The sequence below is a fragment of the Paenibacillus sp. JQZ6Y-1 genome (genome assembly GCF_040719145.1).
Taxonomy (GTDB): Bacteria; Bacillota; Bacilli; order Paenibacillales; family Paenibacillaceae; genus Saccharibacillus; species Saccharibacillus kandeliae.
On sequence record NZ_JBFDUZ010000003.1, the window covers coordinates 458,561 to 485,423 of the forward strand.

Genomic DNA, 26,863 nt, shown 5'->3' on the forward strand with positions numbered 1-26,863 from the left:
TTAAATGAAAATTTTAATATTAACTTTAATACATATAATAACAATTTTTTTTATATATAAATAAGAAAAAAATCTAAAAAAAGTAAAATAAACTAGAAAAATGTCAAAAATTCCGTTATTATGTGAAAAGACTGTTGGCCAATCAGTTTAATTCAAACTGAAGGAGATTCAAATGAGAACAACTAAACTATTTACACGTTTAACCTCTTTAGTCCTGAGTTTTATTATTTTATTTACCCTTTTCGCACCGCAATCAGCAAGAGCAGAGGCTAAAACAATTAATGGTGTGCAAATCGAAACAATTGAGGATAATGATCAATATATTATTTTGAAAGGTACCAAAAATGGGGCTTCACTTACATTAAAACAGGATAAACAAACTTTAAATATTTCCTTACAAGGGGATCGTAGTTTATTCAAAAACGATGCTCAAACTCTCGCTTCTCGTCAACAAACATCTTCAGATATTACTGACTATCAAGTAGTCATCAACGAAATTGGGAATAATAACGAAATCGATGCAACATTTACTGATCTAACTACGAAGCAAGAAATTAGTACTGTACATAATAGTACTGGAGAAGTAACACCACAAGTTGTATTTTTAGTACCGCTTGGAGTAGTAGTAGGCGAGGCTTTACTAGCAGCATTATTAGCTTCCGCGATAGCAGTTACTATAGGTGGAATTGTATGGACTACTGTAGGTAGTATCAAAGAAAAAATTCGCAATCAACAATACGATCATTATATGGCTAAGGTTATGCAAGGCGATGTATATATCGGTAATCCAATTTCTCTTACGCAAGCTAGTAATCGCTTGGCTGGAATTAGTCCATTGGATAATAATGTTTGGTCTAAAAATAGCGCGTCTGCCAAGCAAGTAGCCCGCTTAGCAGGTGGCGGCATTGAACCAATCGGACCTGAACTTCAAGTTGAACAACAGCCTAACATTTTTTACTACGTACATTACCATACTTGGAATAGAGCAGGAGGACACTCTTTCTTTTAAAAAATTCTATTGTATATCATTGATACAAGGAGTGGTACTTTGACAACACCTCTGCATCAAGCTTTTATGCAAAAAAATCTGCCGTATTTGTACACTTTAACTCAAGTCGAAGATACATTGCGTTCAAAGTTCAAAGCTATTGAAGAAGATCCTGTGTATGTTAAAGATCTAGCAAAAGATGAACATGCTGATTTTGAGCATTTTTATAAATGCTATATCATCAACGATCCAAGTATTCTACAATCTATATTCACATTGGATGAATTAGATATTCATGAATCGATGAAAGAGGATTCCAATTCTTCTACGAATCCATTTCAACAGGCTTGGGCAGATATTCAACAAGGGCGACTGCTACGCATTGCCATCATGTCGAGTAATGGCGAGAATATGACTTCCTTTACTCAGCAGGGGATTAGCGAACGATTATTGTTTGAACTTCTTGTACTCAAAGGCATGAATCCAGTTAATGCCATACCAGGTAATTCAGAGTACGAACGTTATCTGGAACATCTTCACCAAGCAGGCTATCTATAAACTTATTCTCAATACCATACAAGCATATATCGACATAAAAAAGAACCGGAACGCATTGTTCCGGTTCTTTTTGCACAGTATGGTCTCTATAAACAATAATTTACCATCTTTACCGTTAAAAGTCTAATTTTCACCAAACATTACTGACACGTATATTCATTCATGGGCTATATTTCATAAGCATTTCACTGCGATCAACGCTACGCAGCTTACGTCTCCATCAGAATCCACTTCTCCAAATCCTGCACAAAGCTGCGCATCTTACGCGCATACTGACGGTCGATTTCCCCGCTTTCGTACAGCTCCTGCACCGTATCGCGCTGATTTTGCACGGCGCTGGTGATTAGATTCAGCTTGTTCTCATCCAGTGTAATATCCGGCGCAATCTTCTCGTTAAAATACTGGATCGAGCTCATAATCTTGCGATAACGCGAAATCACCTTTTCCGCCGCTTCCTCATTCTGATCCGTCATCCGACTGCGGATCGCATCAATCGCTGCGGGACACGAATGCAGCTTGAGATGCTTGAGCATACGGATTTTGTCCAGTTTGCTGATCGGAACGGCTTCGCCATCGGTCTGCTCGTCATTCTCGGCGTTTTTGGCAGGACCGATGGGTGCTGGTATGTGCATCGGCAGCATCCCTTTCCATTTATCCACACATTCCGCGATTCCGGTATCCATTCGGTTGGTTAGCACATTCTGGATGCGATCCAACCGATATTCAAATTCCATTGCCAGCTCCGGCGTAATCTCGCCATTATCCCGCATCTGCCTTGCTACTTTGCGCTCCGCTTGAATCGCAGTCATATACATCTCAATTTCCTGTTGATTCAAGTTCGGATCGTGCAGCAATGCCGCTGACTGCAAGCTATTTTGCTTGACCATGTATTGCGTAATGTCTGAGATGAGCGTTTTGGCAGCATCCCGGTTGGAATCATTGGTGCTGGATTCGACCGATTGCACAGCTGCGGAAAGAATTTTCATCCGAATCTGATCTTCAGCAAATCGGCGGCGCATCTTGTTCTGCCCTGCCGTATCCACCCCTGCCACCTCCGTTGAATCCGGGGTTGGCGACAATATAGGCAGCAGTAAGCTTGCTAGAACAAGGGACAGTAAAATCACACCTGCCGCAATAAACAGAATCAATTCACGCTGCGGAAATGCTGAATTGTCGTCAAGCACATATGGAATGGAAAAGGCTGCCGCCAGCGTCAACGCACCTCGTACACCTGACAACGAAGTTAGCAAAATCCCGCGCAAATCTGGACGGTTATCGTCCATCTGACGACTCATCACATAACGAACTTTCCAATAACAATAAATCCAGATAAATCGCAGCACGTACAGTAGCAGCGTAATTAGCGCCACATAGCCGAGTACCAATCCATTGTTGAACTCTGGATTGGTAAAGATGCTACCCATTACCTCTGGAATCTGCAAACCGAGGATCATGAACACCAGTCCGTTCAACGTATACACAATGACCGACCATGTACTTGTCGAGACAATCTGCATTTTGAGTTGCACAGATTCGGCGCGATCCTTTTCCATCGCATAGACGATACCGCCTGCGACGACCGCTAGGATCCCGGATACGCCCACTTCTTCAGCAAGCAAATAAATCACAAATGGAGTTAAAATCTGCCACAGCACGTGGACCGTAATATCCTCCATTCCCCATTTACGTACAAGTACCTGACAGCGTATGAGTAGAAACGATGCCAAGGTTCCAATCGCTAATCCGCCCAATGCTACCAGCAGGAAATTTAGCGATGCCTGCCATAGGGAAAAGGTGCCTGTGACCATCGCGGCAACTGCGAATTTGAACGCAACCAGACCAGAAGCATCATTGAGCAGCGATTCCCCTTCTAGCAGTCGATGAATCGAACCTGGTAAATGAATGCGTTTCGCCAGTGAACCAACCGCTACCGCATCGGTCGGTGACAATATGGCAGCGAGCGCAAATGCCGCTGGAAGCGGAATACTCGGAATCAGATAATTGATCGCATACCCACCGACAATAACGGTGACAAATACCAAGCCAAACGCGAGCACAATAATCGGTACCCGCAGATGCCACAGCTCATTGCGTGGCGTCTGGCGAGCATCGTTATACAGCAACGGTGCGATAAACAGCACCAAAAACAGCTCCGGGTCCAGCTCCACCTTTAACCCAAATAGTGCAACTCCGATACCGAGCACAATCTGAAACAGCGGTACTGGCACAAAGGGGACCAGCCGATTCAGCACATTCGAAATGCCGATAAAAAATAAAATAACAAGCACTGCAATAAAATGCTCCATAGCTCTCCCCTTTCGATGACGGCGACATCTAGTTGTTGCGATACAAACCTCCATCAACAACATACCCACCGTTTTTCTTTTACAAACCACTCCCACTTCCTAAGGAAGCCAAACGGAGCATGTACGATAAGGAACATACAATAGATGCTTATTGATGCTGACTACGCAGCGATTTTCATTAGACATCATACAAAAATGTCGTTTCTGTCCAGATGTCCAATCGTTCAAAAAAAGCTGAGCACATCCATCCTTGCTGCTCCGATTACGATAATAGATCACTCTGCCCATTATGCAGAATCAAGCATATTGGCAGGTCTATCTTTATTTTACCATGACATGCAAGTAGAGAAACGGATGCTGTATTGGTTTCATATTCTATGTATACTATAATTAAATGATGATCGAAATATGAATGTATCTTTTACATAAAGGAGTAATGATCATGACCCTTCATTCCAATATTTCCAATGTTGCCGCTATACTGGGTGAGCCTTCGCGTGCCAATATGCTAACCGCCTTGCTGGACGGACGATTTCATACGGCTGGCGAGCTGGCACATGCCGCTTCCATCACACCGCAAACCGCTAGCTTTCATCTGGCGCGGCTGGCGGAACAGGGCTGGGTCAGCATGGAAAAGCATGGTCGTTATCGCTACTATCGTCTATCTAGCCGTGAGATGGCGCAGACGCTAGAGCAATTCCTCGCGATATGCCCAGTGCCGGAGGTACGCTCGTTAAAGCAATCTCAGCAAATGGATCGGCTGCGCTATGGACGCACCTGCTACGATCATCTGGCAGGGCAACTCGGCGTCACGCTAACGACGGCGATGGTGCAGCAGGGACATCTAGTAGCCAAGGATGGTGAGTTTGCAATCAGCGCGGCAGGAGAAGCCTTTTTCACTGGGCTAGGTATGGATGTATCGCAGCTACGACGTAAACGCCGCGCTTTTGCCCATGCCTGTCTGGATTGGAGCGAGCGCAAGCATCATCTAGGCGGCGCACTCGGCTACGGGCTGCTGCATCTCTGTCTGGATCAGGCTTGGATTGAACGCGTGCCGGGCATTCGTGCGGTACAAGTGACTGCCGAGGGGCAGACTGCGTTTGAGCAGCATTTTGGTGTGCAGGTGGATGCTCGTTAAACAAACAGGAATGGAATGATCCACTGCTCCCCTTTCCTATGACAAAATTTATCACAAAAAGAGCAGCCCGGCGTCCTTCTGCCCGTTCTGCTCTTTTTATTGTTCATCGTTCATCGCAAATGATCGGTAATATCCAGCCTTTTTAGTATAAAATCAACGATTCCCCTCTGCCTTCATCTGCTGTACATCTCTCGTTCCAAAACGCCGATTCACTAGATAAATTCCTGCCAGAATACAAATCCCGCCTGTAATCAGCGATGGATATAAACGCTCACCCAGCAGTAGCCATCCGGTCAATACGCCGAAAAACGGTGCGAGAAACAGAAATGCGCTTGTACGCCCCGGATCGCTGTTTTGCAGTACATAATACCAGCCCGCAAACTGCACAATCGACGACAGCAGACTGAGCCATAGCAAAATCATAATCGATGCTCCCGTCCATATAAAAAACGGCTGCTCCACCAATGGACTGAACACCAGCAAAATCACGCCACCACCCAGCATCTGATACGCCGACAGCACCCATGTATTCAATCCGCTCCCCCAACGGTTCACAAGCAGCGTCGCTGTCGCCCAGGATACGGCAGAGGCAAGACCGAATACAAGACCGATTTTCCATTGCAGCTGCGCACCTACCGTAATACTCACTCCGATCAGCCCCAGCAGCACACCGATCCATTGATACCAGCGATACCGCATACCGGCAAATAAAGTACCAAACACAACCACTAGCAGTGGATTCGTAAAGGTCAGAATCGACGACTCACCCGCTGTAATCGTGCGCAAGCTAATAAATACACAACCCATCACACCCGCCGTCTGAAAAGCACCGATCAGCAGCATTTTGCCCCAGTCTGCCAGATTGTCGGGATGTCGTTGGCGTAATATACGCACCAGCACCGCCATAATGAGCCCAGCGATTAAAAAGCGCAAGCCTGCCAGCAGCAAAGGCGATGCGTACACCAATCCCATTTTTCCAATCGCAAAGGATGATCCCATCAGGAACGTCGTTAATACAATCAATAACAGCATGTGAATCCGATTCATCTGTTTCTCTCCTTTGATTGTGCTTCCAGAGAATATATACAACTGCCACACAGCCTGTATCCACTCCGCACATCTGATATGTCATTACCCGCTTCTATGTTACAAACGTCATATTTCACGAGCGCTGGGATGATTATATCGCGGGAAACATTCAGCGGTGATCGAAATGTGGATTACATCTTGGTAACCATATTCGGAATATGTATTTTTTGCTGTGAAGCTTGCAGAATGGCTATTCCATCAGTGTCCTACTGCTCTCACAAACCTATCGGTATGTCGTATTTGCAGTGTCATTTGGACTTCAGAGATGACATATTGTACTTCCCTCCTACATATGACAACATGATACCTGAGTGACGGCAAATATAAGGTTTAGCCCTATAGCGATCCCCCAATGCCGTCCATGTAACTCCAACCATTGCACAGACATACAAATGTATTCACCGATTGAGTAACGGAAATCCACCAACGATCAAGGAGTGAAGGTATGTTTTTGACAGAGCAAAAGATCACATCCCGTCTGCGTGAGCTAGACGGTTATCGTTATCGGGAAGCTGTTGTGTTATCCTCGTTTCAAACGTTAGAAGATGAAGGGCTTCAGATTCATGGAGCCGCACCGCAGCCGGATGACCAATGGACAACGATGAAGCTGGGTGACAGCTGGAGTGGACGCGACCGTTATTTATGGCTCGCGGCAAGTGTAGAGGTACCCGCAGACTGGCAAGGCAAGCAGATTCTGGGACGTTTTCATTTTGGCAAAACAGGCGGCGGCACCAATTCCGGCTTTGAATCCCTGCTGTATGTGAATGGTCAACCGTATCAAGGCGTGGACTCCAATCATATGGAGGTCTTTTTGCCAGATACTGCTGCTGGGCAGACGCAGCAATTGACCTTTCGTTTATGGACAGGTCTGGAGGGCGGCGGGCAACCTCGCCTACAAAAGCATGAACTGAAAACCGCCGAGCTGTGCTGGCTGGATGAAGCAGCAGACAATCTGTACTATACGGGTATGACGGTCATCGAGACGGTAGCTGTGCTGGATGAGCATGCACCGGAGCGTGCTGATCTGCTGCGTGCGGTGGATCGTGCATTTCGCCTGATTGATTGGACTGTACCCGGATCGGAATCCTTTTATGAGAGCGTTTCCGAAGCAAATGAATTACTAGAGAACATGGTGAGCGAGATCGGTAAGCATTCCTCAGTGAAGCTAACCGCACTCGGTCATACTCATATCGATGTTGCTTGGTTATGGCGACTCAAGCATACCCGTGAAAAAGCGATACGCTCCTTCTCCACCGTGATGCGACTGATGGACAAGTTCCCGGAATATGTCTTTTTGCAAACTCAGCCGCAACTGTATGACTATGTGAAGCAGGATGCACCTGAGCTGTATGAGCAGATCAAGCAAAAGGTTGCCGATGGGCGCTGGGAAGCAGGCGGTGGGATGTGGCTGGAAGCCGACTGTAACCTGACCAGTGGCGAATCGTTGACTCGTCAGCTGCTGCTCGGCACACGCTTTTTCCGTGACGAATTTGGAGTGGAAAATGACTATCTGTGGCTGCCTGATGTGTTTGGCTACAGCTGGGCACTGCCGCAAATTTTGAAAAAATCGGGCATTCACACCTTTATGACGACTAAGATCAGCTGGAACCAGTACAACCGAATGCCGCATGATACATTCCACTGGCGCGGTATCGATGGCTCCGAAGTGCTGACTCATTTTATTACGACAACCGAGCCGTGGTCAGAACCAGGCTCATGGTTTTATACCTATAATGGTCAATTGGTACCGAAGACGATCAAGGGTAGCTGGGAAGCGTATCGCGACAAGGAAATGAACCGTGAGCTGCTTGTTTCCTATGGATATGGGGATGGCGGTGGCGGCGTTAACCGGACGATGCTGGAAATGCGCCGTCGGATCGACCGTATGCCGGGCTTGCCGCATTTGGATACGGGGACAGCCGGCGATTATTTCCGCCGTTTGCAGGACACGGTAAATAACACTGACAGCTATGTACACACATGGGATGGTGAGCTGTATCTGGAATACCATCGCGGTACATATACAAGTCAGGCATACAACAAGCGCATGAATCGCAAGTTGGAGCTGCTGTATCGCGACGCAGAATGGCTCAATGTGTGGCAAAGCGTTAGCAATGCGGACTGGTCAGCTTATCCGCAGCAGACATTGAATGACGGCTGGAAAATCATCCTGCGCAACCAATTTCACGATATTATCCCCGGCTCGTCGATTCGCGAGGTATACGAGGATAGTACAGAGGAATATGCAGAGGCATGGCAGATCGGTACACATGCACTGCAACAAGCACAGCAATCGCTCATTGCAGATCCTTCTTCTGCTGTCTCTACGCCCACTCAGCAAACGTACACCGTCTGGAACTCCGCTCCGTGGGCAAGCGATGGTGTGCTGGTCATCCCAGCGCATGAGGATGCTCAGACTGGCAGCTGGACAGACGTTAACGGTAATCCAGTATCGGCCCAGCTCAAGCATGATCATTGGGTCGTGCAGGTAAACGAAGTCCCTTCCCTCGGCTACACGACGATCGCACTGGATACGACTACCGCTGCACCCGAATATGCGTCTCCCTTTACCGTGGAACAACAGCGCATACAGACGCCATTTTATGAAGTGGAATGGAACGAATTTGGTCAATTGACTAGATTGTATGACCGTCAGGCAGACCGCGAAGTGCTAGCAGCGGGAGCAAAGGGCAATGTGCTGCAATTGTTCGAGGATAAACCGCTGAACTTTGATGCGTGGGATATCGATATCTATTATCAGGAGAAAATGAAGGAAGTGCAGCAGCTAACACATACCGAAGTGCTGGAAACGGGTATGCTGCGCACGGTAATCCGATTCGTATGGAGCGTAGGACAATCGACCATTTCCCAGCATATGATTCTGTATGCCGATGATCGACGGATCGACTTTGTAACCGAAGCAGATTGGCATGAGCGCCAGCAATTGCTGAAGGTCGCCTTCCCCGTTAATGTGCGCTCCACCGAAGCGACGTACGATATTCAGTACGGCAATGTGAAGCGTCCGACACACTGGAATACGAGCTGGGACAGCGCACGCTTTGAGTCAGTCGGTCATCAGTGGGCAGATTTGTCTGATCGTGGATATGGCGTCAGTCTGTTGAACGATTGCAAATATGGCTATGACATCAAAAACAACGTGCTGCGTCTATCGCTCATCAAGTGCGCCATCCATCCAGATGTGGAGGCAGATCAGGGGCATCATGCATTTACGTATTCCCTGCTGCCGCATGAAGGAGACTGGCTACAGGGCGGCACTGTACCCGCAGCATGGGCGCTGAACAACCCACTTCGTTACAGCGAGGGCAGCGCGGATACACTAGCCCGCTCGTTGTTCAGCCTGTCTCATTCCACTGCCATGATCTCTGCTGTCAAAAAAGCTGAAGATAGCGGGCATATCATCCTGCGCATCCACGATTACTCTGGCAGTCGTCAGCGTTTGCAGCTGCGCAGTGATTTGCATATTGGAAGTTATCGCGAATGTAATCTGATGGAAAAGCCAGAGCAGGAAGCTTGGCATGAGGGAGATAATATCCATTTCGTATTAGAGCCATACGAGATCAAGACCTTCGAGATTCAGCTAAACGGTAACGTCTAATCAGCTTCCCCACTACCGATTATCTGCATCGCGCCAATCTGTATCGTTTGAACACTATGCACCATGGCAATTGTATGAGCATCTGAACGATACAGCACTTGTCATTTCCATTAGACAACATAAATATTCCCCAAGCCAAATATGGCAAAAGCACCGCTACCTGTTTCCTTATGGAGAACAAAGTCGGTGCTTTTTGTCCATTCGTTATCCTTCCTTCTATACATCGTATTCTCTGCTTTGCGTGCATCAACGCAACTTTTACTATGCCATTGCGTTTAACTATTAGCTCACATATCGTGTGATTTATTTCCATTTACGCAGAAAGCCTGCCCTCTTGTAGCATTGTTCGATGGATAACCCTTCACACACTTTTCATACATATTTCTGATATAACTAAAAAAACGAAAACGAGTACAATGACCATGCCTGTCCGCCGATAAACATTTATGAAACCAAAAGTCAACCGCCATGCTGTTACTATTCTTCAGCCGGAATGTAACTTTTCCTATGGTGAATTGCTTTAAGATAAATGAGGATTGGCGCAGCAAGGCCGATTGCTGCCCGTATATTATCACATCAAAGGAGACATACCTAAAAGCATGCGTAAGCCCTGGAAAAAGTATATGTTCGCCCTGCTGGCGATGCTGCTCGTCGTCTATGTGCTCGGGGTGAACTTCCCCAAATCTTCTATTCTTGCCCATAAAATCTGTAGCTCATGGGTTGCTGCCAAAAATGAAGCCTTCTATCTGGAGCATCGGGATGTGCTGGATCAGCGCAATGTAGCGCTGGCAGCTGATTATGTCGTACCACAAGGCACTGCCGACAAAGTGCCTGTGCTGATGTACCACTACATCGTTCCGGCAAAATACAACACCGAGCCGAATAACAATTCGATCATCAACCTAGAAGCATTTGAAAAGGATATGCAGTACCTGCATGAGAATCACTACCATACCGCTACCTTGCAGGAGCTAGAGCAATACGTCGATGAACAAAAGACACTACCGGAAAATACGGTCGTACTCAGCTTTGACGACGGCTACCAGAACAATATCATCTATGCGTATCCGATTATGAAAAAGTATGGGTTTCACGCGACTATGTTTGTCGTAGGCTCCAAAATTCAGGAAAAAACGCAAACCTTCAATCCATCCAAAACAAGCTATGTCTCGCGTGCGGAGATGAAAGAAAGCAGCGACGTATTTGAGTTCAACAGCCATACGTACAACCTGCACTTCAAGGCTCCGCTGCATTGCGGCGACGATTATGCCGCTGGTATGGATCAGGACAAATTTATGGCGGATGACAAAATCATGCGTAGCCAAGCTGGTATCGATACTCCGTATTTCGCTTATCCATTCGGCGATTTCCGTATGCAAATGATCTATGCGCTCAAGGAATCCGGCTATCGGATGGCATTCACCGTCCATCAGGGCTTTATCCGTCCTGGCGATGACCCGTATCAATTGAAGCGTCTGACTGTCATCTCCACTACCAACCTGCCGGAACTACTGCACATGGATCACGATCCCGACGGCTCGGCACCTGTCGCATTTTAAACATTATCCGTTCTAATGGATGCTTCCGCTGGATTATAGTGCAGACACTCTCTGTCTGTTCCTAGCCGAAGCGTATATTGCCATCACGCATAATTAGCACACCGTACACAAGAATTCTCCTGACCAGAGCGTCGTTCACCATGTATATTCATATCATGGAAGCATGCTTCATGGTCAGGAGATTTTTATTATTAAAGTACATACACTACAAAAGGAGCCCATTCACATGAACAAAGCAATAGGTATCGTTTCACTATGTACAGCGGTAATATTATCAACACTTCCTGTTCCTCCTAGTGATGCTGCTGCATCGACAACAACCCAAGCCAATCTCCCATCAACTCAGTACGAATACGCGATTCCGTATGTGCAAAAACAAGTCCATCATACAAGTTCCACCACATCACTCACATCCGGCACCATCACAGTCAGTATCAAAAAGCCTGCTAATACTACGTTACCAGCTGCTACCGTACATACGATTCATCTTGCCTATAACCACAAGAACTACAATATTGCACTGACGGAACCAGCAGTCGATCTGATGTCCATGTCCGTCTCGCCTTCTGGCAATTATGTCGCTATTCAAACAAGCAAAGAAGCCGGTTACCAACTGATTGTATTTCATGTACAAACAGCTTCCTTCACCATTCTAAACGATGTACTTCCTGCTCCCACTACGGTCGAAACGGTATCGGTATACAATTGGTCTCCGCAAAGGGATCAGTTGGCAGTTGCGTATGGTACGACCGATTATAGCCGCATCGCCATTTACAAAGCCAGCTCCAGCACCTGCATCCGTATCCCACGCGTATCCAATTGGATATCCACCGCTGTAGTCTTGTGGAACAAGCAGGGAACAACGCTGGACTTTGCCAGTGAGTATCCATCCGACCACTACAAGTTATATCGTTACATTTTACGAACCCAGCAGGTCAAAGGAATCCAAGCGCTCAATCGTACGCAGCTTTCATCACTGATAAACCTGCACTGATCCCTATACTCTTTGGAATGACGATATGTCTGCTCTATGTGTATTCTTGCATCGTTTTAATATCACAATAGCAGCCCACTTGTTCTCAACAAAAAAAGCCTCGTTCCCCATGCTATCCGGTCATCCTGTATCGGATATACCTTGTGCATGTGGGAAGGAGGCTTTTTGATGTTCCTATCAAATCGTTATAATGCTAGCTATCTATCCACGGAAGACAATCAAATCAACGATCCGCGACTGCCGGAATATCCGCCGCATTGGATGCGTCCTGTGGACGATCCAGCAGATCACCAGCACCATAATCAACGAAGTTTTTAATAAATTGCAATGCTTCCGCACGAGTCAAGGACTGACTTCCTTTGAAAGAAGCCACTGTCGCCTGACCAGCATTACTGCCGTTAGCTAACCCGAATGCCAGCAGGTAGCGAATCGCATTATCACCGCTAAAATTCACGCCGTCCGCTGCCGAAATCAATTCAGCAACTTTGGCACGAGTGATCACTTTACTGCGGGAAGACAGATCAATATAGCTTTGTACCGGATAATTCAGTGCTTTGGCACGAGCATAATATGGAGATGCCCAGTTGCCTTTGCTGCTGGCGGTTACTTCTGGCTCGTACGAGCGAACCAGCATGGCTAGAAATTCAGCTTCTGTAACTGTTTTGCTCGGCTTAAAGGTTCCATCCGCGTAGCCTTTCACCAGACCAGCGTTTACGCCCCATTCAATCGTATCGCGTGCCCAGTAGCTATTGGACACATCGGAAAAGAGCTTTCCGTTCGCCGCTTGTACCTGTTGAGCGGGCATTGCAGCAGTTAATGTGAACAGCAGACACAGACTGAGCAGTAGTGCTGCTACTATTTTTTTGTTCATCGTTGTACACCTTTCTTCATCAAACGGCAAGCCGTGATAAATGATCTTATCGAGTAGTGAATTGCAGGATAAGCGGGTTGGTCAGTGCATTGGTTTGATCTGCATTGGCGGATGATTTACCCTTCACGCCTTTTTCCAGAACAACGGTGTACGTCTGACCGGAAGTAAAGTTGCCAGTCGTTGGCGTAATGAAGATACGGTTAAATTTCACATCCAACTTCACATTGCCTACCGCATTGCCGCTGCCGTCCAGCACGGTGATCGTATTGGTATTGATCGAAGACGGATCAATATATTTGTACTGTGTGTTCTTCGTAGCGACCTGCAAGCTGATGCGTACAGGAACCGCATTTGGCAAGCTGGTGCGTGTCGGCAAGTCTTTGATACCCAGACTTTGCTTCAATTGGTCAAGCTGCTTGCTGAAGCTGGCATCGTTCAATCCGCGACCAGCAAAACCGGCTTTGATCACATCTGCCGCTTTACCAGAGGACTTGGCGTTGTTTAATTGCTGCTGTGCCTTCTGTGTTGGTGTGAGTGCTACTGGTGTCTGTGCGGCAGGCGCTTTTACAGTGGATGGACGTGGTGCTGCTGCACCGCCTCCACCACCGCCGCCCCCGCCTCCGCCACCACCGCCACCAGGTACAAGAGCTACCTGATTCGTGGGTGCGGGTGTAGTCACAACAGGTACCGTTACAGCCGGAGTCGGTGTAACAACTGGTGTTGGAGTTACCGCTGGTGTTGGTGTGCTTTGCACTGGCTGAGTCGAGCTATCACTCGGCGTATTCGCAGACGGTTCCAAAGCCGATGTTTTCGCGGTTACACTTTTACCAGCGGATTCATTGCCTTTGGCGTCGAACGTTTTCATCGTGAAATTATAAACTGTATCCGGCGTTAATCCTTGCGCGGTATATACATTATTTTGTACGGTTTGTACGAGTTGGCTGCTGCTGTCATACACATGCACGCCAGCAAAGTCCGTATCTGATGGATTTTGCCAGTTGAATGTGATCTGGTCTGTACCAATTTGGCTGGCTTGCAGCTGGCTAACTTCACCCGGCGCTGTCGTATCCATTTTTGGTTTGAACGTTACAAAACCATATCCGTATTCGTTATCTCGTCCTGCTGTGCCAAGATCGACTGCGTAATCCTGCAATTTGCTACGCAATGCCGATGCAGAAAGGGATGGGTTTTCTTGCTTCAAAATCGCTGCCATTGCCGCTACGTGCGGTGCTGCCTGCGATGTACCGCTAGCAATTGCATAGCCGTTGTTCAGATACGTAGAGACGATATTCACACCCGGTGCAGCTACCTCTACCTTAGGACCAGTGGAGGAAAAGCTACCGCGTTTCATATCTTGATCGACTGCTGCAACCGCGATCACACTACTGTATTTGGCAGGGTAGTTTACGGTATCTGTACCAGAGCCGCTGTTGCCCGCCGATGCGATAACAACAATACCAGCTTGATACGCCTGATCCAGCATATTATGAAGCACTTGGGAGTCATACTCCGAGCCAAGCGACAGATTGATCACATCCATATGGTTCTGAATTGCCCAATCTACACCTTCCGTTACATCCTGTAGGTTTCCTTGACCATTGGAACCCATTGCTTTGATTGCATACAGCTGTACGCCCGGAGCCATACCAGTCACTTGACCGTCATTGTTGTGCGCGGCGATAATACCAGCGACATGCGTACCGTGTCCATTATCGTCGTTATACGAGGTCGTGTAATCCACAGTAGATACACCACCAGCTATCGTTAATTCGGGGTGAGCTGCGATACCAGAATCGATGACTGCTACCTTGATGCCAGAACCGTTATAGCCTTTTGCCCATTCCAGATTGGGCTGTTCTGCTTGATAGTTCCAGTTGGATTGTTCATTGGCATTGACAGGATCGGTGCTTGCCAGCGGCGTAACCTCATCATCCGTCAATTGAAAAGGAACATTGCGTTCCACATAAGCGATATTCGGATCGTTAACCAGATCAGTCAGATCCGCTTGTGTGACGGTTGCCGATACAGCAGGTACCGTCTTAAATTCGTGCTGTACTTCTACACTCTGATCAAGCACGGCTTCTTTGCCGTCCTCGTTTTTATATACAACAATGACATCCTGCTCTGCGCCTGCGGCGAATGCCTGATTTGGTCCGTATGCCGATGTCGTGCCAACGAGGCAGGACACGGTAAATAACGAAGCAATCCACAGGGTAACTGTCTTTTTCCTCATGCTGTTTACTTCCTCCCATTCGGCGTCGATGCAACATCTGTTGCTGCCGATCTATATAGTGGATATTGCTGTGGATAGCTGGAATACCGCCGAACTACAAACGGATGTGGCACATAAAGAAGGGCTATATATAAAGGGCGTTCTGTCTTTATCCGTAATGATTCGAGTTTATTCGACAAGCTAACTTAGTGAAATATATCGGACATTGATTATGCTTTATGTATAGCAATCATAGAAAAAATCCCCCTTTTTTTCAAAGGGGGATGCGAACTTATATTCGATATAAAAAAATGCTCATACTAGCATTTACACTATATACATATAACAGCGAATAGCCCAGTGGCTACGCCTATTAACCGCGTTTTACTTCCGTAGCTTCGAATACTTTTGCATCCAATGGAGCTGCGGCAAACTGCTGCATATCTTTTACAAATTTTTGGAAATGCGGAGTTGCATTGTGCGATTGAATCGCTTCGTTGTCTTTCCATTCTTCTACCATAGTAAACAGGTTATCCTGCTTAATATCGCGTTTCAGCACATAGCTGATATTACCTTCTTCGGCTTGCGATGCAGTAACAAGTGCATCGATTTGAGTCAGAAATTCATCTACTTTTTCTGGTTTGATCAGCATATTGGCATGAATAATAAACATAGGGTGGTTCCTCCTCGTTAGTTATAAACTGTATGTTGCTTACTTTATATAGTATAGATCATTTCGATACAAAAACCAAACGCATACTAATTTTGCCCATAACAAACAGCCCGGCAGCAGTTGAAGATCAACGATTCTGCCGGGCATATGTGCATTAGATCAATAGATTGAACAGATTCGGATCGCGGTTCAGCTCCACATAGCGGATGCCGTGATCTTCCATGCGCTGAATGAGTGCGCCGTAGTCATCCGGCGAACTCAGCTCGATACCGACCAGTGCGGGGCCGTTCTCTTTGTTGTGCTTTTTCGTATATTCAAAACGGGCAATATCGTCGTTCGGACCTAATACTTTTTCCAAAAACTCACGCAGTGCACCTGCACGCTGCGGGAAGTTAATCGTAAAGTAGTATTTCAAGCCTTCATAGATCAGGGAACGCTCCTTGATCTCCTGCATACGGTCAATATCGTTGTTACCGCCGCTAATGATGCAGACAATCGTCTTGCCTTTGATCTGCTCGCGGTACATATCCAGCGCAGCAATCGGCAAAGCGCCTGCTGGTTCGGCAACAATCGCATTTTCGTTGTACATATCCAGAATGGCGGAGCAGACTTTGCCTTCTGGTACTTTGACTACATCGTCCAGTACCTCACGGCAAATGTCGTACGTCATCTGTCCAACCCGCTTCACAGCAGCGCCGTCGATAAACTTATCGATCTCGTCCAGCGTGACGACTTGATTTTGTGCAATCGCTTCGCTCATCGATGCTGCACCCAGCGGCTCCACGCCGATCAGACGTGTGGACGGACTAATGGTATGAATATATTTTCCAACTCCGGCTGCTAGACCGCCGCCGCCGATTGTAATAAACATATAGTCTGCCGGATGATCCAGACTCTCCATAATCTCCATGCCGACGGTACCGTTACCCGCGATAATATGCGGATCGTCAAAGGGATGAATAAAGCTCATATTGTGCTCTGTGCATGTTTTGATCGCTTCAGCATACGCATCATCAAAGGTATCGCCGATCAGAATGACCTCCACATTGGCACCACCGAACTTTTTGACCATTTTCACCTTTTGGTTCGGGGTCGTGGTTGGCATATAGACTTTGCCTTGAATGTTGAGCTGACGACAGGAAAAAGCAAAGCCTTGTGCGTGGTTACCCGCACTCGCGCAGACAATGCCACGCTCCAACTCGTCAGCAGACAAGCTGCGAATCCGGTTGTAAGAGCCGCGAATCTTGAATGAGCGCACCACCTGCAAATCCTCACGCTTCAAATACACTTCACATTCGTACTTCTCGGACAATGTGACATCGCGCTGCAGCGGAGTGCGTACAATAACGTCGCGCAGCACATGATGTGCTCGTACAATATCCTCCATGCCGACTGTTTGCGAATTGTGTTCCTCCGTTGCTTTCATTTCTTTTCTCCTCACTCCAGACGCCCATCCCGTCATGTTTCGTTTTATAGTCCACGTTGCCGTGGGACTTAATCTGTACTCATACTACATGCTGTCAGGAACGGATGCAATTGAATATTACGAATTCTGTCATTTTTCTAAGGTACTCCTATGTATGGGTAATTTCAAGTATCTTCTGTGCATTTTATGCTTCCAGATGAATGAAGATACAAAAAAGCCGCCCTGTTGATCCAGTGCGGCAAAGTATCAATCCACTACGATGACGTCTACACCCATTTCCTCTAGTTCGTGAATCGCTTCTTCTGGTAGCTGATCGTCGGTAATAAAACGATGCAGGTCCTCCATGCCCATAAAACGGACCAGCGATTTGCGGCGAAACTTGGAGCTGTCGGTCAGCAGAATCAATTCGTCAGAAATCTCGATAATTTTCTTTTTTAATTGTACATGCGCTTCAGACGGTTCTGTCAGTCCGCGCGTCAAGTCGAAGCCGTGGCAGGAAAACAAGAATTTGTCGACATGGTAGCTTTCGACCATTTTCTCAGCATGAATCCCTGTATTCGCCATCGAATCGCGATCCAGATAACCACCGATCAAAATCACATTGATTTCTGTTTTCGGTACCAGTTCATTGGCAATTGCCAACGAATAGGTCAGTACGGTCAATGGACGATTCGGCAATTGCTTCACCAGATGCAGGCAGGTTGTGCTGGCATCCAGAGCAATCACATCGCCTGGCTGAATCAGCGACAGCGCGTGCTCCACAATCGCCTTTTTCTCTTGAATATTTTGAGTCTCCCGCTGAACGGCTGGAGATTCGTATTGTTCACGGTTACGGTTGAATACCGCACCGCCGTGCGTACGCACAACGATCCCTTCGATTTCTAGACGTTCCAGATCACGCCGGATTGTCTCCTCGGTCACATTAAAACGGCGGCTCAGTCCAGATACACGGACCGTCCCCTCCGCTTCAAGAATTCGCAGGGTCTCGAGTTTGCGTTGTGCTGCGGATAATGCATCTTGTCGCCTCGGATTTTTGCTGCTCATTGAGTACACCTGGCCTTACTATATAAATTGTCGATCGGGTCTGCAAGCTTCGGATATTCATTGAATCATCAGGTCTGTGTAGAGTTACTGTATACAAGGGTTGAATGTAGGCTAGACGCAGTACAAATTGTATCGCTATTCCAGTATCTTGCTTGTGTATTCCGTTCTGCCTGCAGAGAGATCATGTAGCATTAGAACAGCATGTAAACGCTTATGCTTTTGTACCTGTCATTATTGCACGTCTGCAAAATGTTCATATATTTCAATATACCGTATTTGGAGTGGTGTCACAATAAAAAAGGGCTTATTCTCTTATTTTGACTTTGAATTTCTTGAATACATTCCATTTATTACATTAATTGGTTGTGAAACGTTTCGATTTACTTTACCAGATGAATAGATAGAAGGAAATACAAACTTCTATTCATAGCTCCATTTTACAAAATAAAGCCACATTCCCTGATGGAAATGCGGCTTTCTTACTCTATTCAACTGATTATTCAGCCTATATCTACCTTACCTTTACACGATCCGACTCAAGAAATGCTCAACAAACCGCTCTGCATCCACATCTAGCGCTACATCGATACGCGGTCCATCACCAGCATGTACTCCTGTGGTTTTGCCCAACATATCGGCATCCCCACACTCTACATGGATATGATACGATTCCGTCTGCACAAAGCTAGCATCAATCGCCACCCCTACTGCTAATGGATCATGCAGTGCACAGCCACGACCGTCAGGGATAAAGCCCTTGTACGCTTCCATATAAAAGTCCGTCATATCAGCGAGGAAATTCGCCACTTTGCTATTCGTGCTGCGCCACTGCTCCAGATGAGCCGCAGTTAGCAGCGTGCGCATCGTTACATCCAGTCCAACCAGCGTTACCTTCAAGCCAGAGCCAAACACAAGCGCGGCTGCATCTGGATCAGAATACGTATTGGCTTCCGCATAAGGCGTTACATTGCCTGGCACCGTAACCGCCCCGCCCATCACAATCAAGCGCTCCATATGCTGCGCAATCTGTGGCTCTAGCTGTAATGCGCGCGCAATATTCGTCAGCGGACCTACCGCAATGACTGTGACCTGCCCCGGATTATCCATCACCTGCTGTACGATGAACTCAGGACCAGACAAGCGCTCTGCCTGACGTGCAGACGGCTCACGATACTGATTGCCAATGCCATCCTCACCGTGGATATGACGGGCAAATGGCTTGGTATACTCGCGAGTCAGCGGCTTGCCTTCGCCTGCATATACAGGCAGTGGGCGTTCCAGTTGATCCAATACAACCAATGTATTGCGTGTTGCCTCTTCGACGGTAATATTGCCGAATACGGTCGTCATGCCCAGAATGTCCAGCTCTGGTGAATGCACAGCATAAGCAATCGCTAGCGAGTCGTCGATTCCTGTATCTACATCTAAAATAACTGATTTTTTCATCTGCCGATCTCCTTATCCTTATATATTGTTGTTTTCTATGATACGTTGGTCAACTGTAACATGACAATATCTGTTTCAAAATCGTTGTTGGGCTGCATATTGATAACGCTTCCGGCAGGTTATGTGCCACAATATACAGCATATTCCTCAAATTGCATTCATTCCAGCTTCACAGCACTATAGTCAACCGACGATTTTTTTTGTAGAATAAGAGGATATGTGATGTGAGACATTTAATGTTACATACGATGTGCATGCAATATTACTCTTCCGTCAGTTGGCGGAAGTTTGTCGCTGATCATCACACCATCGAAATCATGTAACAAATGAAATGGAGGATATTATGAAGAAATCCAGGTTGATGTGGCTATCCATGGCGTTCCTTCTTGTTTTCGGAATTTGTACGGGCAGCTTCAGCCCTAGTGCATCTGCCCAATCTACAGAAGGTAAAACCTATCTAATCGGAACGGATATTACGTTCGCGCCGTTTGAGTTTCAGGAAGACGGTAAATATATCGGGATTGATATGGATCTTGTAGCAGCGATTGCCCAAGATCAAGGCTTCAAATACGAGATTCGTCCCCTCGGCTTTAGTGCTGCATTGCAGGCACTGCAAGCAAATCAAATTGACGGCATGATTGCTGGTATGAGTATTACGGATGAGCGTAAGCAAACCTTTGACTTCTCATCCCCTTATTACGAATCTGGTGTCGTTATGGCAGTAGGACGCAACAATAGCGATATTAAGAGCTACGACGATCTGCGCGGACAACGCGTAGCCGTTAAAACGGGTACCGAAGGCTATTCCTTCGCTGAATCGATCAAGGACAAATATGGCTTTACCATGGTTCCTTTTGACGATTCTGCACAGATGTATCAAGAAGTCGTTTCCGGTAACTCGGTCGCGTGCTTTGACGATTATCCGGTTATCGCCTATGCCATTCAAAAAGGTCTGCAATTGCAAACCGTAACGGAAAAAGAAAAAGGCTCTCCTTACGGATTTGCTGTCAACAAAGGTCGAAATCAGGAGCTACTGCAAAAGTTCAATGCCGGTCTAGCTAACCTGAAAGCCAATGGCGAATACGACAAAATCGTTGCCAAATATCTGGGCGATACCAAACCTGGTCAAGAATCCACAACGCCTAAAGCACCTCAAAGCAAACTGGAAATCATGACCGCAGCATTCCCAGAACTACTCAAAGGTCTGGGTATGACACTGCTGTATACGGTACTGTCGCTGTTCTTTGCGTTTATTCTCGGTCTGATCTTTGCCTTCTTGAAAGTCGGTCATAACAAAGTGGGACGCGCGATCGCTACGATCTTCGTCGATATCTTCCGCGGTATTCCACTGATCGTACTCGGCTTCTTTATCTATTTCGGTCTGCCTGCTGCCTTTGGCTTTAAGATGCCGCTGATCGTCGGTGCCGTGCTGGCGCTGAGCTTGAATGCCGGTGCATATGTAACTGAAATTATCCGTGGCGGTATTCAATCGATCGATAAAGGGCAAATGGAAGCAGCTCGTTCCCTCGGTCTGCCATACCGTACCGCGATGATCAAAGTTATTATTCCGCAAGCAATCAAAGTCATGATTCCTTCGTTTATCAATCAGCTCGTTATTACACTGAAAGATACGTCCATCATGTCTGTCATCGGCTTGGTCGAACTGACGCAATCCGGTAAAATCATTATCGCGAACAACTATGCTTCATTCGAAATCTGGTCCATGGTTGCCATCATGTACCTCATCGTTATCACCATCCTGACCAAAATCGCTGACACCGTCGAAAGGAGAACACGCCGTGGGTAAAATCGAAGTCACCAATCTCAAAAAGAGCTTCGGCTCCAATGAAGTACTGAAGGACATCAATATGCGCATCAACGAAGGCGAAGTCGTTTGTGTCATCGGTCCATCCGGTTCCGGTAAAAGTACACTGCTCCGATGTGTGAACAAACTAGAAGAAATCACTGCTGGTCGCGTCGTGGTCGACGATTACGATATTAGCGACAACAAAACGGATATTAACAAAGTCCGTGAAAACATCGGTATGGTATTCCAGCACTTTAACCTGTTCCCGCATATGAGCGTGCTGAAAAATATCACCTTTGCACCGATTGAATTGAAAAAACAGTCCGAATCCGAAGCCAAAGCAACCGCGCTGAAGCTGCTGGATCGCGTAGGATTGTCCGACAAAGCAGATGCCTTCCCAGGCAGCCTGTCCGGCGGTCAAAAGCAGCGCGTGGCGATTGCCCGCGCACTGGCGATGAACCCAGATATTATGCTGTTCGACGAACCGACATCCGCCCTCGACCCAGAAATGGTCGGCGAAGTGCTCGGCGTTATGAAAACCCTCGCCAGCGAGGGCATGACCATGATGATCGTGACGCACGAAATGGGCTTTGCCCGTGAAGTAGCGGATCGCGTGATCTTCATGGACGGCGGTTATATCGTGGAAGAAGGCTCTCCTGAGCAGGTATTTGGTAGTCCGAAGCATGAGCGGACGATTAGCTTTTTGGAGAAGGTTTTGTAGGCATTGGGATCTAGCAGCAGGGTAATGTAGCTGCTGTGGTATTCATTTTTAATGCTAATCGATAGAAATAAAAGCCCGAGATCAGCATCGCATTGCTGATCTCGGGCTTTATTGTATTTATGGCTGAAATGTAGTTGCACAACGAAATGCTTGTAGAATCTCTTTCAGATTACCGGAGCCTCCAGTACCATAGAAACTATCGTTTTCCAGCTTACTATATATCCAATCGTCTTCACTTCGTTCCATTTGCACAGGTTCCATTGGTTTGGTTTGTAATGAGGTGTCTTTTAAGTTCACTGTCACACGCCAACCGGGATTATCTAATGTCACTATAGTGATGCCATACTCATGCTGCCAGTATCCATTGCATTGTCATAAGTACCACTTTTGCAATCATTTTAGATCATTCACTTCATTATTCTCCTTGCATATAAAATCCAGTCCAATAGATATGTCTGAAGACGATCTGAATATTTATCATGACTCAACTCCTGGTTTATATTCAATAGGCATTTTCTTGATTGTTGCTAAAACATTCTTGATTCTAGCACTCAAATCTTGAAGTTCTTCCTTGGACAATTTGTCGGCAAATTTATTTTCTTCAAATTTACTTAACATTTCTATTACATAATTAAGCCTACCTATAAAAATTGTTTTATGAGATGAGGCTATTTGTCCAATAGCTACACTGATAATGATAGTTTCGAGTTCTCCTTCATTTTCTATAGTTTCATAATCGTATAATGTTCTTGCTATAGCAAGTCGCTCACTTAATCCCTGTTCAATATAATTCATATAAGTCCATTGTACTTCTTCAAGTAGTTCTTCGTATTCGTAGTCCCATTCACTCACTATTTTCGCCTCCCATTAAAGTTTTTTGATAAGTCTTTCACCATTATTATGAATAACTTCCACAGCTATATTTTTGTATTTTGACGCAAACTCAGCAATAACTCTATTACAACTGGAACAGGTATCTAGTTCAGTGAATAATTTGATATTACCACTTACTGTTGTTTGTTCTCCCAATTGATTTGCAAGGTGATTAATTATTTTATATTCTGTATCAGAAGCTCTACTATATGGCTCACCCTCTTTACCAACAGCCAAAGTAGATTCAAATACGGGGTTTTTAGGCTGCAACGATATAGTAGGAACTCTTTCTGCTAAAGTTCCAGTTAGTTTATCTATACCACTATGAGCAAAATATTCTTTTTGTGAGTTACCTATGATATTAACCTCTGCTAATGCGAAATTACCTCCCCTTTTAAGACCACTTGTTAGTGAAGATCGTAACTCTCTCACCCTATCGATCATATGCCCTTCTGTTGCAGGATCAATTGCTCTTGTAGGGTATGGATTATTTGCCGAGCAATTACCAAGCTTAGCTTTTTCCAAACCTAACGGATCAACATAGCTAACTGGGTTTCCGTTCACATACGCATATCGATTGAACGTCTGCCCATCGGTAATCGTTCCCTGAATCACATCTCGATTCAAGAAGCGCTTTAGCTTCGGATCATAGTACCGCGCTCGCATATAGTATAAACCGTTCGGGTCCGTCTGGGCACCGTCTCGTCCGTTGTAGCGAAACGGCTGATTCGTGCTGCCTTCATGCGATTCTAGCTCGCCATACAGCCCATACGTATAGCGGTCGGTTACCTGACTGGCTTCGTTCGTCAGGATCGTCGTGCTTCCCCGTAAGTCACTGTGATAACTCAGATACTGCCCGTCCGCGTCTTCCCGTCCAATCAGTCCCAGTCCATACACATACCAAGCTAAGGCTTTGCCCTCTTCGTTTACTTCCATCAGCATCCGACTGAGTGGAGACGATTCATCCACTACATACCGGATCACCGATTTGCGCTGCCTCATCTCAATCCGGTTGCCGCTGGCACTGTAGCGATAGCGTAGCCGTCCAGATTGGATTAAGCGATTCCGGGCATCATACTCATACGCTCCCATCTGTTCGCCATCGGTCGCATACAATAGGTTGCCATCTGCATCCAGTTCGACCGGGTACTCACCCACACGTAGCAGTCGGTTGTCTGCTTGGTAGAACCATTGCTGCGTAGACGCACGGCTCGATGAACTAGAGGAGCCACTGGACGAAGCGATGCCAGCTAGCTCTCTTTGCTCTTCGGTCAGGTTCCCTGCCCGGTCATACGTATACCGGATCGTTTGGTCTGGTAACTGTCCATGAATCAGGCGCTTGAAGTTATCATACGTGTACTGCCGGTCTTCTTCTTGCAGGAGCTGTCCAGCAGGGCTGTACGTATACCGGAACTGTTGTAACCGAATCCCTAGCCCGCTCGTATCTGTTAACCGGGTCAGCTGACCCGCGGCATCGTAGCTTCGTTCTTCTCGGCTACCGTTGGGACGGCGCGTTTGGATCAGGCGCCCACTGCGATCGTACCGGTAGGCTGTCAATCGACCGTTCCAGTCCTTGACTTCGCTCAGTTCTCCCGCTTCCGTGTACCGATATTCTACCATTTCTCCATCCGGATAGTATTGTGTCCACTCCATTTATTGCCCGAAACCGTGTAGATCTATCGGGTACATCTGTAACTGACCGAACAGAGCCTGAGGTTCTCACTTCCCTTCTAGGTTGGTCCTTTGATACTGCGTGTTGCATCTGATGTCGTAGTGAAGCTTATGTAGATGAGATTGTAATTTCTTTATACTATACTTTGATTTTGCCGCTGTGTATAATTGACTGTCTTATGCTTTTTCGTAATAACGCTGGATTTGGATCACTTGGAATTATTTTCATCGTATTCAAACAATATAAAAATAGATCGATGAGAGTTTATAAACTCTCATCGATCATAAGAAATTGTAATCCATATTTGAATATGAAAATTAAAATACTATTAATTTTCTTTAAAGCAAAAATTGAATTTAATTACTAAAACTATAGTATTTTGGATAATTTAGTACCATCAAAATCCTTTCCCCATTTGTCGTCTTCTTCGAGTGAAAACTCTAAAAAACGGACATAATCTGGTAAAGGGAAATTTCGTTCATTCATATGACATATGAGATCCTGTAAACTGTTCAAGCTTTCTTTGCCATAACCTACGATACTACTGTAAGCATGAACAGCACAAATATAATATATATCTCTTAGTAAGACTGTTATGAATTCATCAATATTTTGATATAACTGATATAATGCAAGGTATTCTTCATTTGTTATTTGTTCAAAATCTTCATCGTATACAGGAGTTTCTGTTAAATTGTCAGGAATTAATTCGACCATAACACTAAAACAATCATCTAAGAGAGGCTCGCTCATAAATCTCCATAGATGTCTTAATACAATCTTCCAATCCTCTGAATGATAATCCAGCGATAGTAATACATTCTCAAAACAGCAAATCCCATAGGCTACCCTACCTCGAATAGAAACTGATTTAAATAAATCGATATTCAATTTCTCCATCTCCTTTATACCAGCCAGTAATAGTATCTGCTACGCTTCCTCTAAATGTAATTGTACAATTTGCACAAGCATCTTTTGCCAAACCAAAATTTTTTCGAGTAGTCTCAATAGTATATAAATATAAATCTTTTACATTTGAACCATGATTTAAAGCTTGATTTACTGCATCAACTTCTGAACAATTACCTATATCATACCTATTCAGGGATTCTTGCGGCAATAGTCCCGACTGTTTATTCCCACCATATAATATCGGACTTTTGCTATCTCCACTCAGCATTACCCCTTTATTCATGCCATAGTAATACTTATCATTTTGTAAATCATAAGCTAAAGTAGCAGTATTAAACCTATCTTTCTTTCTTGCTGATGGTGCTAATTTTTTCTGCATATTTGACCATTCTTTCACAGCATCAGACAAAATTTCATCAGAAGGTAGCTGTTTCTGTTTATTCCCACAACTAAATTCCTTAGATAAACCCAATGGATCAATATAACTAACCGGATCCCCATTGACATACGCATATCGATTGAACGTCTGCCCATCGGTAATCGTTCCCTGAATCACATCTCGATTCAAGAAGCGCTTTAGCTTCGGATCATAGTACCGCGCTCGCATATAGTATAAACCGTTCGGGTCCGTCTGGACACCGTCTCGTCCGTTGTAGCGAAATGGCTGATTTGTGCTGCCTTCATGCGACGTGAGTTCACCATACAGCCCATACGTATAGCGGTCCGTCACCTGACTGGCTTCGTTCGTCAGGATCGTCGTACTTCCCCGCAAGTCACTGTGATAACTCAGATACTGTCCGTCCGCGTCTTCGCGTCCAATCAGTCCCAGTCCATACACATACCAAGCGAAGGCTTCGCCGTCTTCGTTCACTTCCATCAGCATCCGACTGAGTGGAGACGATTCATCCACTACATACCGGATTACCGATTTGCGCTGCTTCATCTCGATTCGGTTGCC

The 26,863-nt window shown here is 46.0% G+C and carries 20 protein-coding genes and 1 pseudogene; 8 read left to right on the forward strand and 13 right to left on the reverse strand.

Features of this window, described 5'->3' with window-relative positions; translation table 11 throughout:
• Positions 1-172 precede the first annotated feature (172 nt).
• Both ABXR35_RS18355 and ABXR35_RS18360 read left to right on the forward strand, forming a co-directional pair.
• Positions 173-1,009: a hypothetical protein gene (locus ABXR35_RS18355; protein ID WP_367063476.1), complete on the forward strand. Its 837-nt coding sequence runs from the start codon at positions 173-175 to the stop codon at positions 1,007-1,009.
• Between the two features lie 39 nt (positions 1,010-1,048).
• Entirely contained in the window at positions 1,049-1,546 is a 498-nt protein-coding gene (locus ABXR35_RS18360) for a hypothetical protein (RefSeq protein WP_367063477.1), read from the forward strand.
• A gap of 209 nt (positions 1,547-1,755) precedes the next feature.
• Here ABXR35_RS18360 and ABXR35_RS18365 read toward each other — a convergent pair whose 3' ends face one another.
• On the reverse strand, positions 1,756-3,852 hold the full coding sequence (locus ABXR35_RS18365) for a Na+/H+ antiporter (protein ID WP_367063478.1): 2,097 nt from the start codon (positions 3,850-3,852) through the stop codon (positions 1,756-1,758).
• A gap of 442 nt (positions 3,853-4,294) precedes the next feature.
• Between ABXR35_RS18365 and ABXR35_RS18370 the strand changes: the two genes are divergently transcribed.
• Complete coding sequence (locus tag ABXR35_RS18370) at positions 4,295-4,990, forward strand: ArsR/SmtB family transcription factor (RefSeq protein WP_367063479.1); 696 nt, start codon at positions 4,295-4,297, stop codon at positions 4,988-4,990.
• Between the two features lie 153 nt (positions 4,991-5,143).
• On the opposite strand, the gene ABXR35_RS18375 is transcribed toward ABXR35_RS18370, so the two are convergent.
• Entirely contained in the window at positions 5,144-6,037 is an 894-nt protein-coding gene (locus ABXR35_RS18375; RefSeq protein WP_367063480.1) for a DMT family transporter, read from the reverse strand.
• 487 nt (positions 6,038-6,524) lie between these two features.
• On the opposite strand from ABXR35_RS18375, the gene ABXR35_RS18380 reads away from it, so the two are divergent.
• The 3 genes from ABXR35_RS18380 to ABXR35_RS18390 all read left to right on the forward strand — a co-directional run bounded on the left by ABXR35_RS18380 (position 6,525) and on the right by ABXR35_RS18390 (position 12,248).
• Positions 6,525-9,695, forward strand: coding sequence for an alpha-mannosidase (locus ABXR35_RS18380; RefSeq protein ID WP_367063481.1), 3,171 nt, complete (start codon positions 6,525-6,527; stop codon positions 9,693-9,695).
• 599 nt (positions 9,696-10,294) lie between these two features.
• Positions 10,295-11,254 (forward strand): polysaccharide deacetylase family protein, encoded by a 960-nt coding sequence (locus ABXR35_RS18385; protein WP_367063482.1) that lies wholly within the window; start codon positions 10,295-10,297, stop codon positions 11,252-11,254.
• Positions 11,255-11,480: 226 nt separating this feature from the next.
• Positions 11,481-12,248 carry a hypothetical protein gene (locus ABXR35_RS18390; protein ID WP_367063483.1) on the forward strand — a complete coding sequence of 256 codons (768 nt, stop codon included), beginning with the start codon at positions 11,481-11,483 and terminating at the stop codon, positions 12,246-12,248.
• Between the two features lie 223 nt (positions 12,249-12,471).
• On the opposite strand, the gene ABXR35_RS18395 is transcribed toward ABXR35_RS18390, so the two are convergent.
• The 6 genes from ABXR35_RS18395 to ABXR35_RS18420 form a co-directional block, all read right to left on the reverse strand.
• The gene (locus tag ABXR35_RS18395) at positions 12,472-13,119 is read right to left on the reverse strand and encodes an S-layer homology domain-containing protein (RefSeq protein ID WP_367063484.1); all 648 of its coding nucleotides are present in this window, start codon (positions 13,117-13,119) and stop codon (positions 12,472-12,474) included.
• A gap of 46 nt (positions 13,120-13,165) precedes the next feature.
• The gene (locus tag ABXR35_RS18400; RefSeq protein WP_367063485.1) at positions 13,166-15,352 is read right to left on the reverse strand and encodes a S8 family serine peptidase; all 2,187 of its coding nucleotides are present in this window, start codon (positions 15,350-15,352) and stop codon (positions 13,166-13,168) included.
• 352 nt (positions 15,353-15,704) lie between these two features.
• Positions 15,705-16,004, reverse strand: coding sequence for a putative quinol monooxygenase (locus ABXR35_RS18405; RefSeq protein ID WP_367063486.1), 300 nt, complete (start codon positions 16,002-16,004; stop codon positions 15,705-15,707).
• A gap of 154 nt (positions 16,005-16,158) precedes the next feature.
• Positions 16,159-17,430: a threonine ammonia-lyase IlvA gene (gene ilvA, locus ABXR35_RS18410; RefSeq protein WP_367063487.1), complete on the reverse strand. Its 1,272-nt coding sequence runs from the start codon at positions 17,428-17,430 to the stop codon at positions 16,159-16,161.
• Positions 17,431-17,676: 246 nt separating this feature from the next.
• Positions 17,677-18,474: a DeoR/GlpR family DNA-binding transcription regulator gene (locus ABXR35_RS18415; protein ID WP_367063488.1), complete on the reverse strand. Its 798-nt coding sequence runs from the start codon at positions 18,472-18,474 to the stop codon at positions 17,677-17,679.
• Positions 18,475-18,996: 522 nt separating this feature from the next.
• Positions 18,997-19,920, reverse strand: a complete 924-nt coding sequence (locus ABXR35_RS18420; protein WP_367063489.1) for a nucleoside hydrolase — start codon at positions 19,918-19,920, stop codon at positions 18,997-18,999.
• 343 nt (positions 19,921-20,263) lie between these two features.
• Between ABXR35_RS18420 and ABXR35_RS18425 the strand changes: the two genes are divergently transcribed.
• Both ABXR35_RS18425 and ABXR35_RS18430 read left to right on the forward strand, forming a co-directional pair.
• A complete protein-coding gene (locus ABXR35_RS18425) occupies positions 20,264-21,727 on the forward strand; it encodes an amino acid ABC transporter substrate-binding protein/permease (RefSeq protein ID WP_367063490.1) in 1,464 nt (487 codons plus the stop codon).
• Entirely contained in the window at positions 21,720-22,448 is a 729-nt protein-coding gene (locus ABXR35_RS18430; RefSeq protein ID WP_367063491.1) for an amino acid ABC transporter ATP-binding protein, read from the forward strand. Before ABXR35_RS18425 ends, ABXR35_RS18430 begins: the two co-directional genes overlap by 8 nt.
• A 117-nt stretch (positions 22,449-22,565) precedes the next feature.
• Here the strand turns inward: ABXR35_RS18430 and ABXR35_RS18435 are convergent.
• From ABXR35_RS18435 to ABXR35_RS18455, 5 genes and pseudogenes are all read right to left on the reverse strand, one after another.
• Positions 22,566-22,808: pseudogene (locus ABXR35_RS18435) on the reverse strand (immunity 53 family protein); the annotation flags it as partial.
• Positions 22,809-22,925: 117 nt separating this feature from the next.
• On the reverse strand, positions 22,926-23,300 hold the full coding sequence (locus ABXR35_RS18440; RefSeq protein WP_367063492.1) for an Imm3 family immunity protein: 375 nt from the start codon (positions 23,298-23,300) through the stop codon (positions 22,926-22,928).
• A gap of 15 nt (positions 23,301-23,315) precedes the next feature.
• Complete coding sequence (locus ABXR35_RS18445) at positions 23,316-24,941, reverse strand: deaminase domain-containing protein (RefSeq protein WP_367063493.1); 1,626 nt, start codon at positions 24,939-24,941, stop codon at positions 23,316-23,318.
• Between the two features lie 421 nt (positions 24,942-25,362).
• Entirely contained in the window at positions 25,363-25,884 is a 522-nt protein-coding gene (locus ABXR35_RS18450; protein WP_367063494.1) for a hypothetical protein, read from the reverse strand.
• Positions 25,865-26,863, reverse strand: a 999-nt coding sequence (locus ABXR35_RS18455; protein WP_367063495.1) for an RHS repeat-associated core domain-containing protein, incomplete at its 5' end; no start/stop codon positions are given. The genes ABXR35_RS18455 and ABXR35_RS18450, both read right to left, overlap by 20 nt.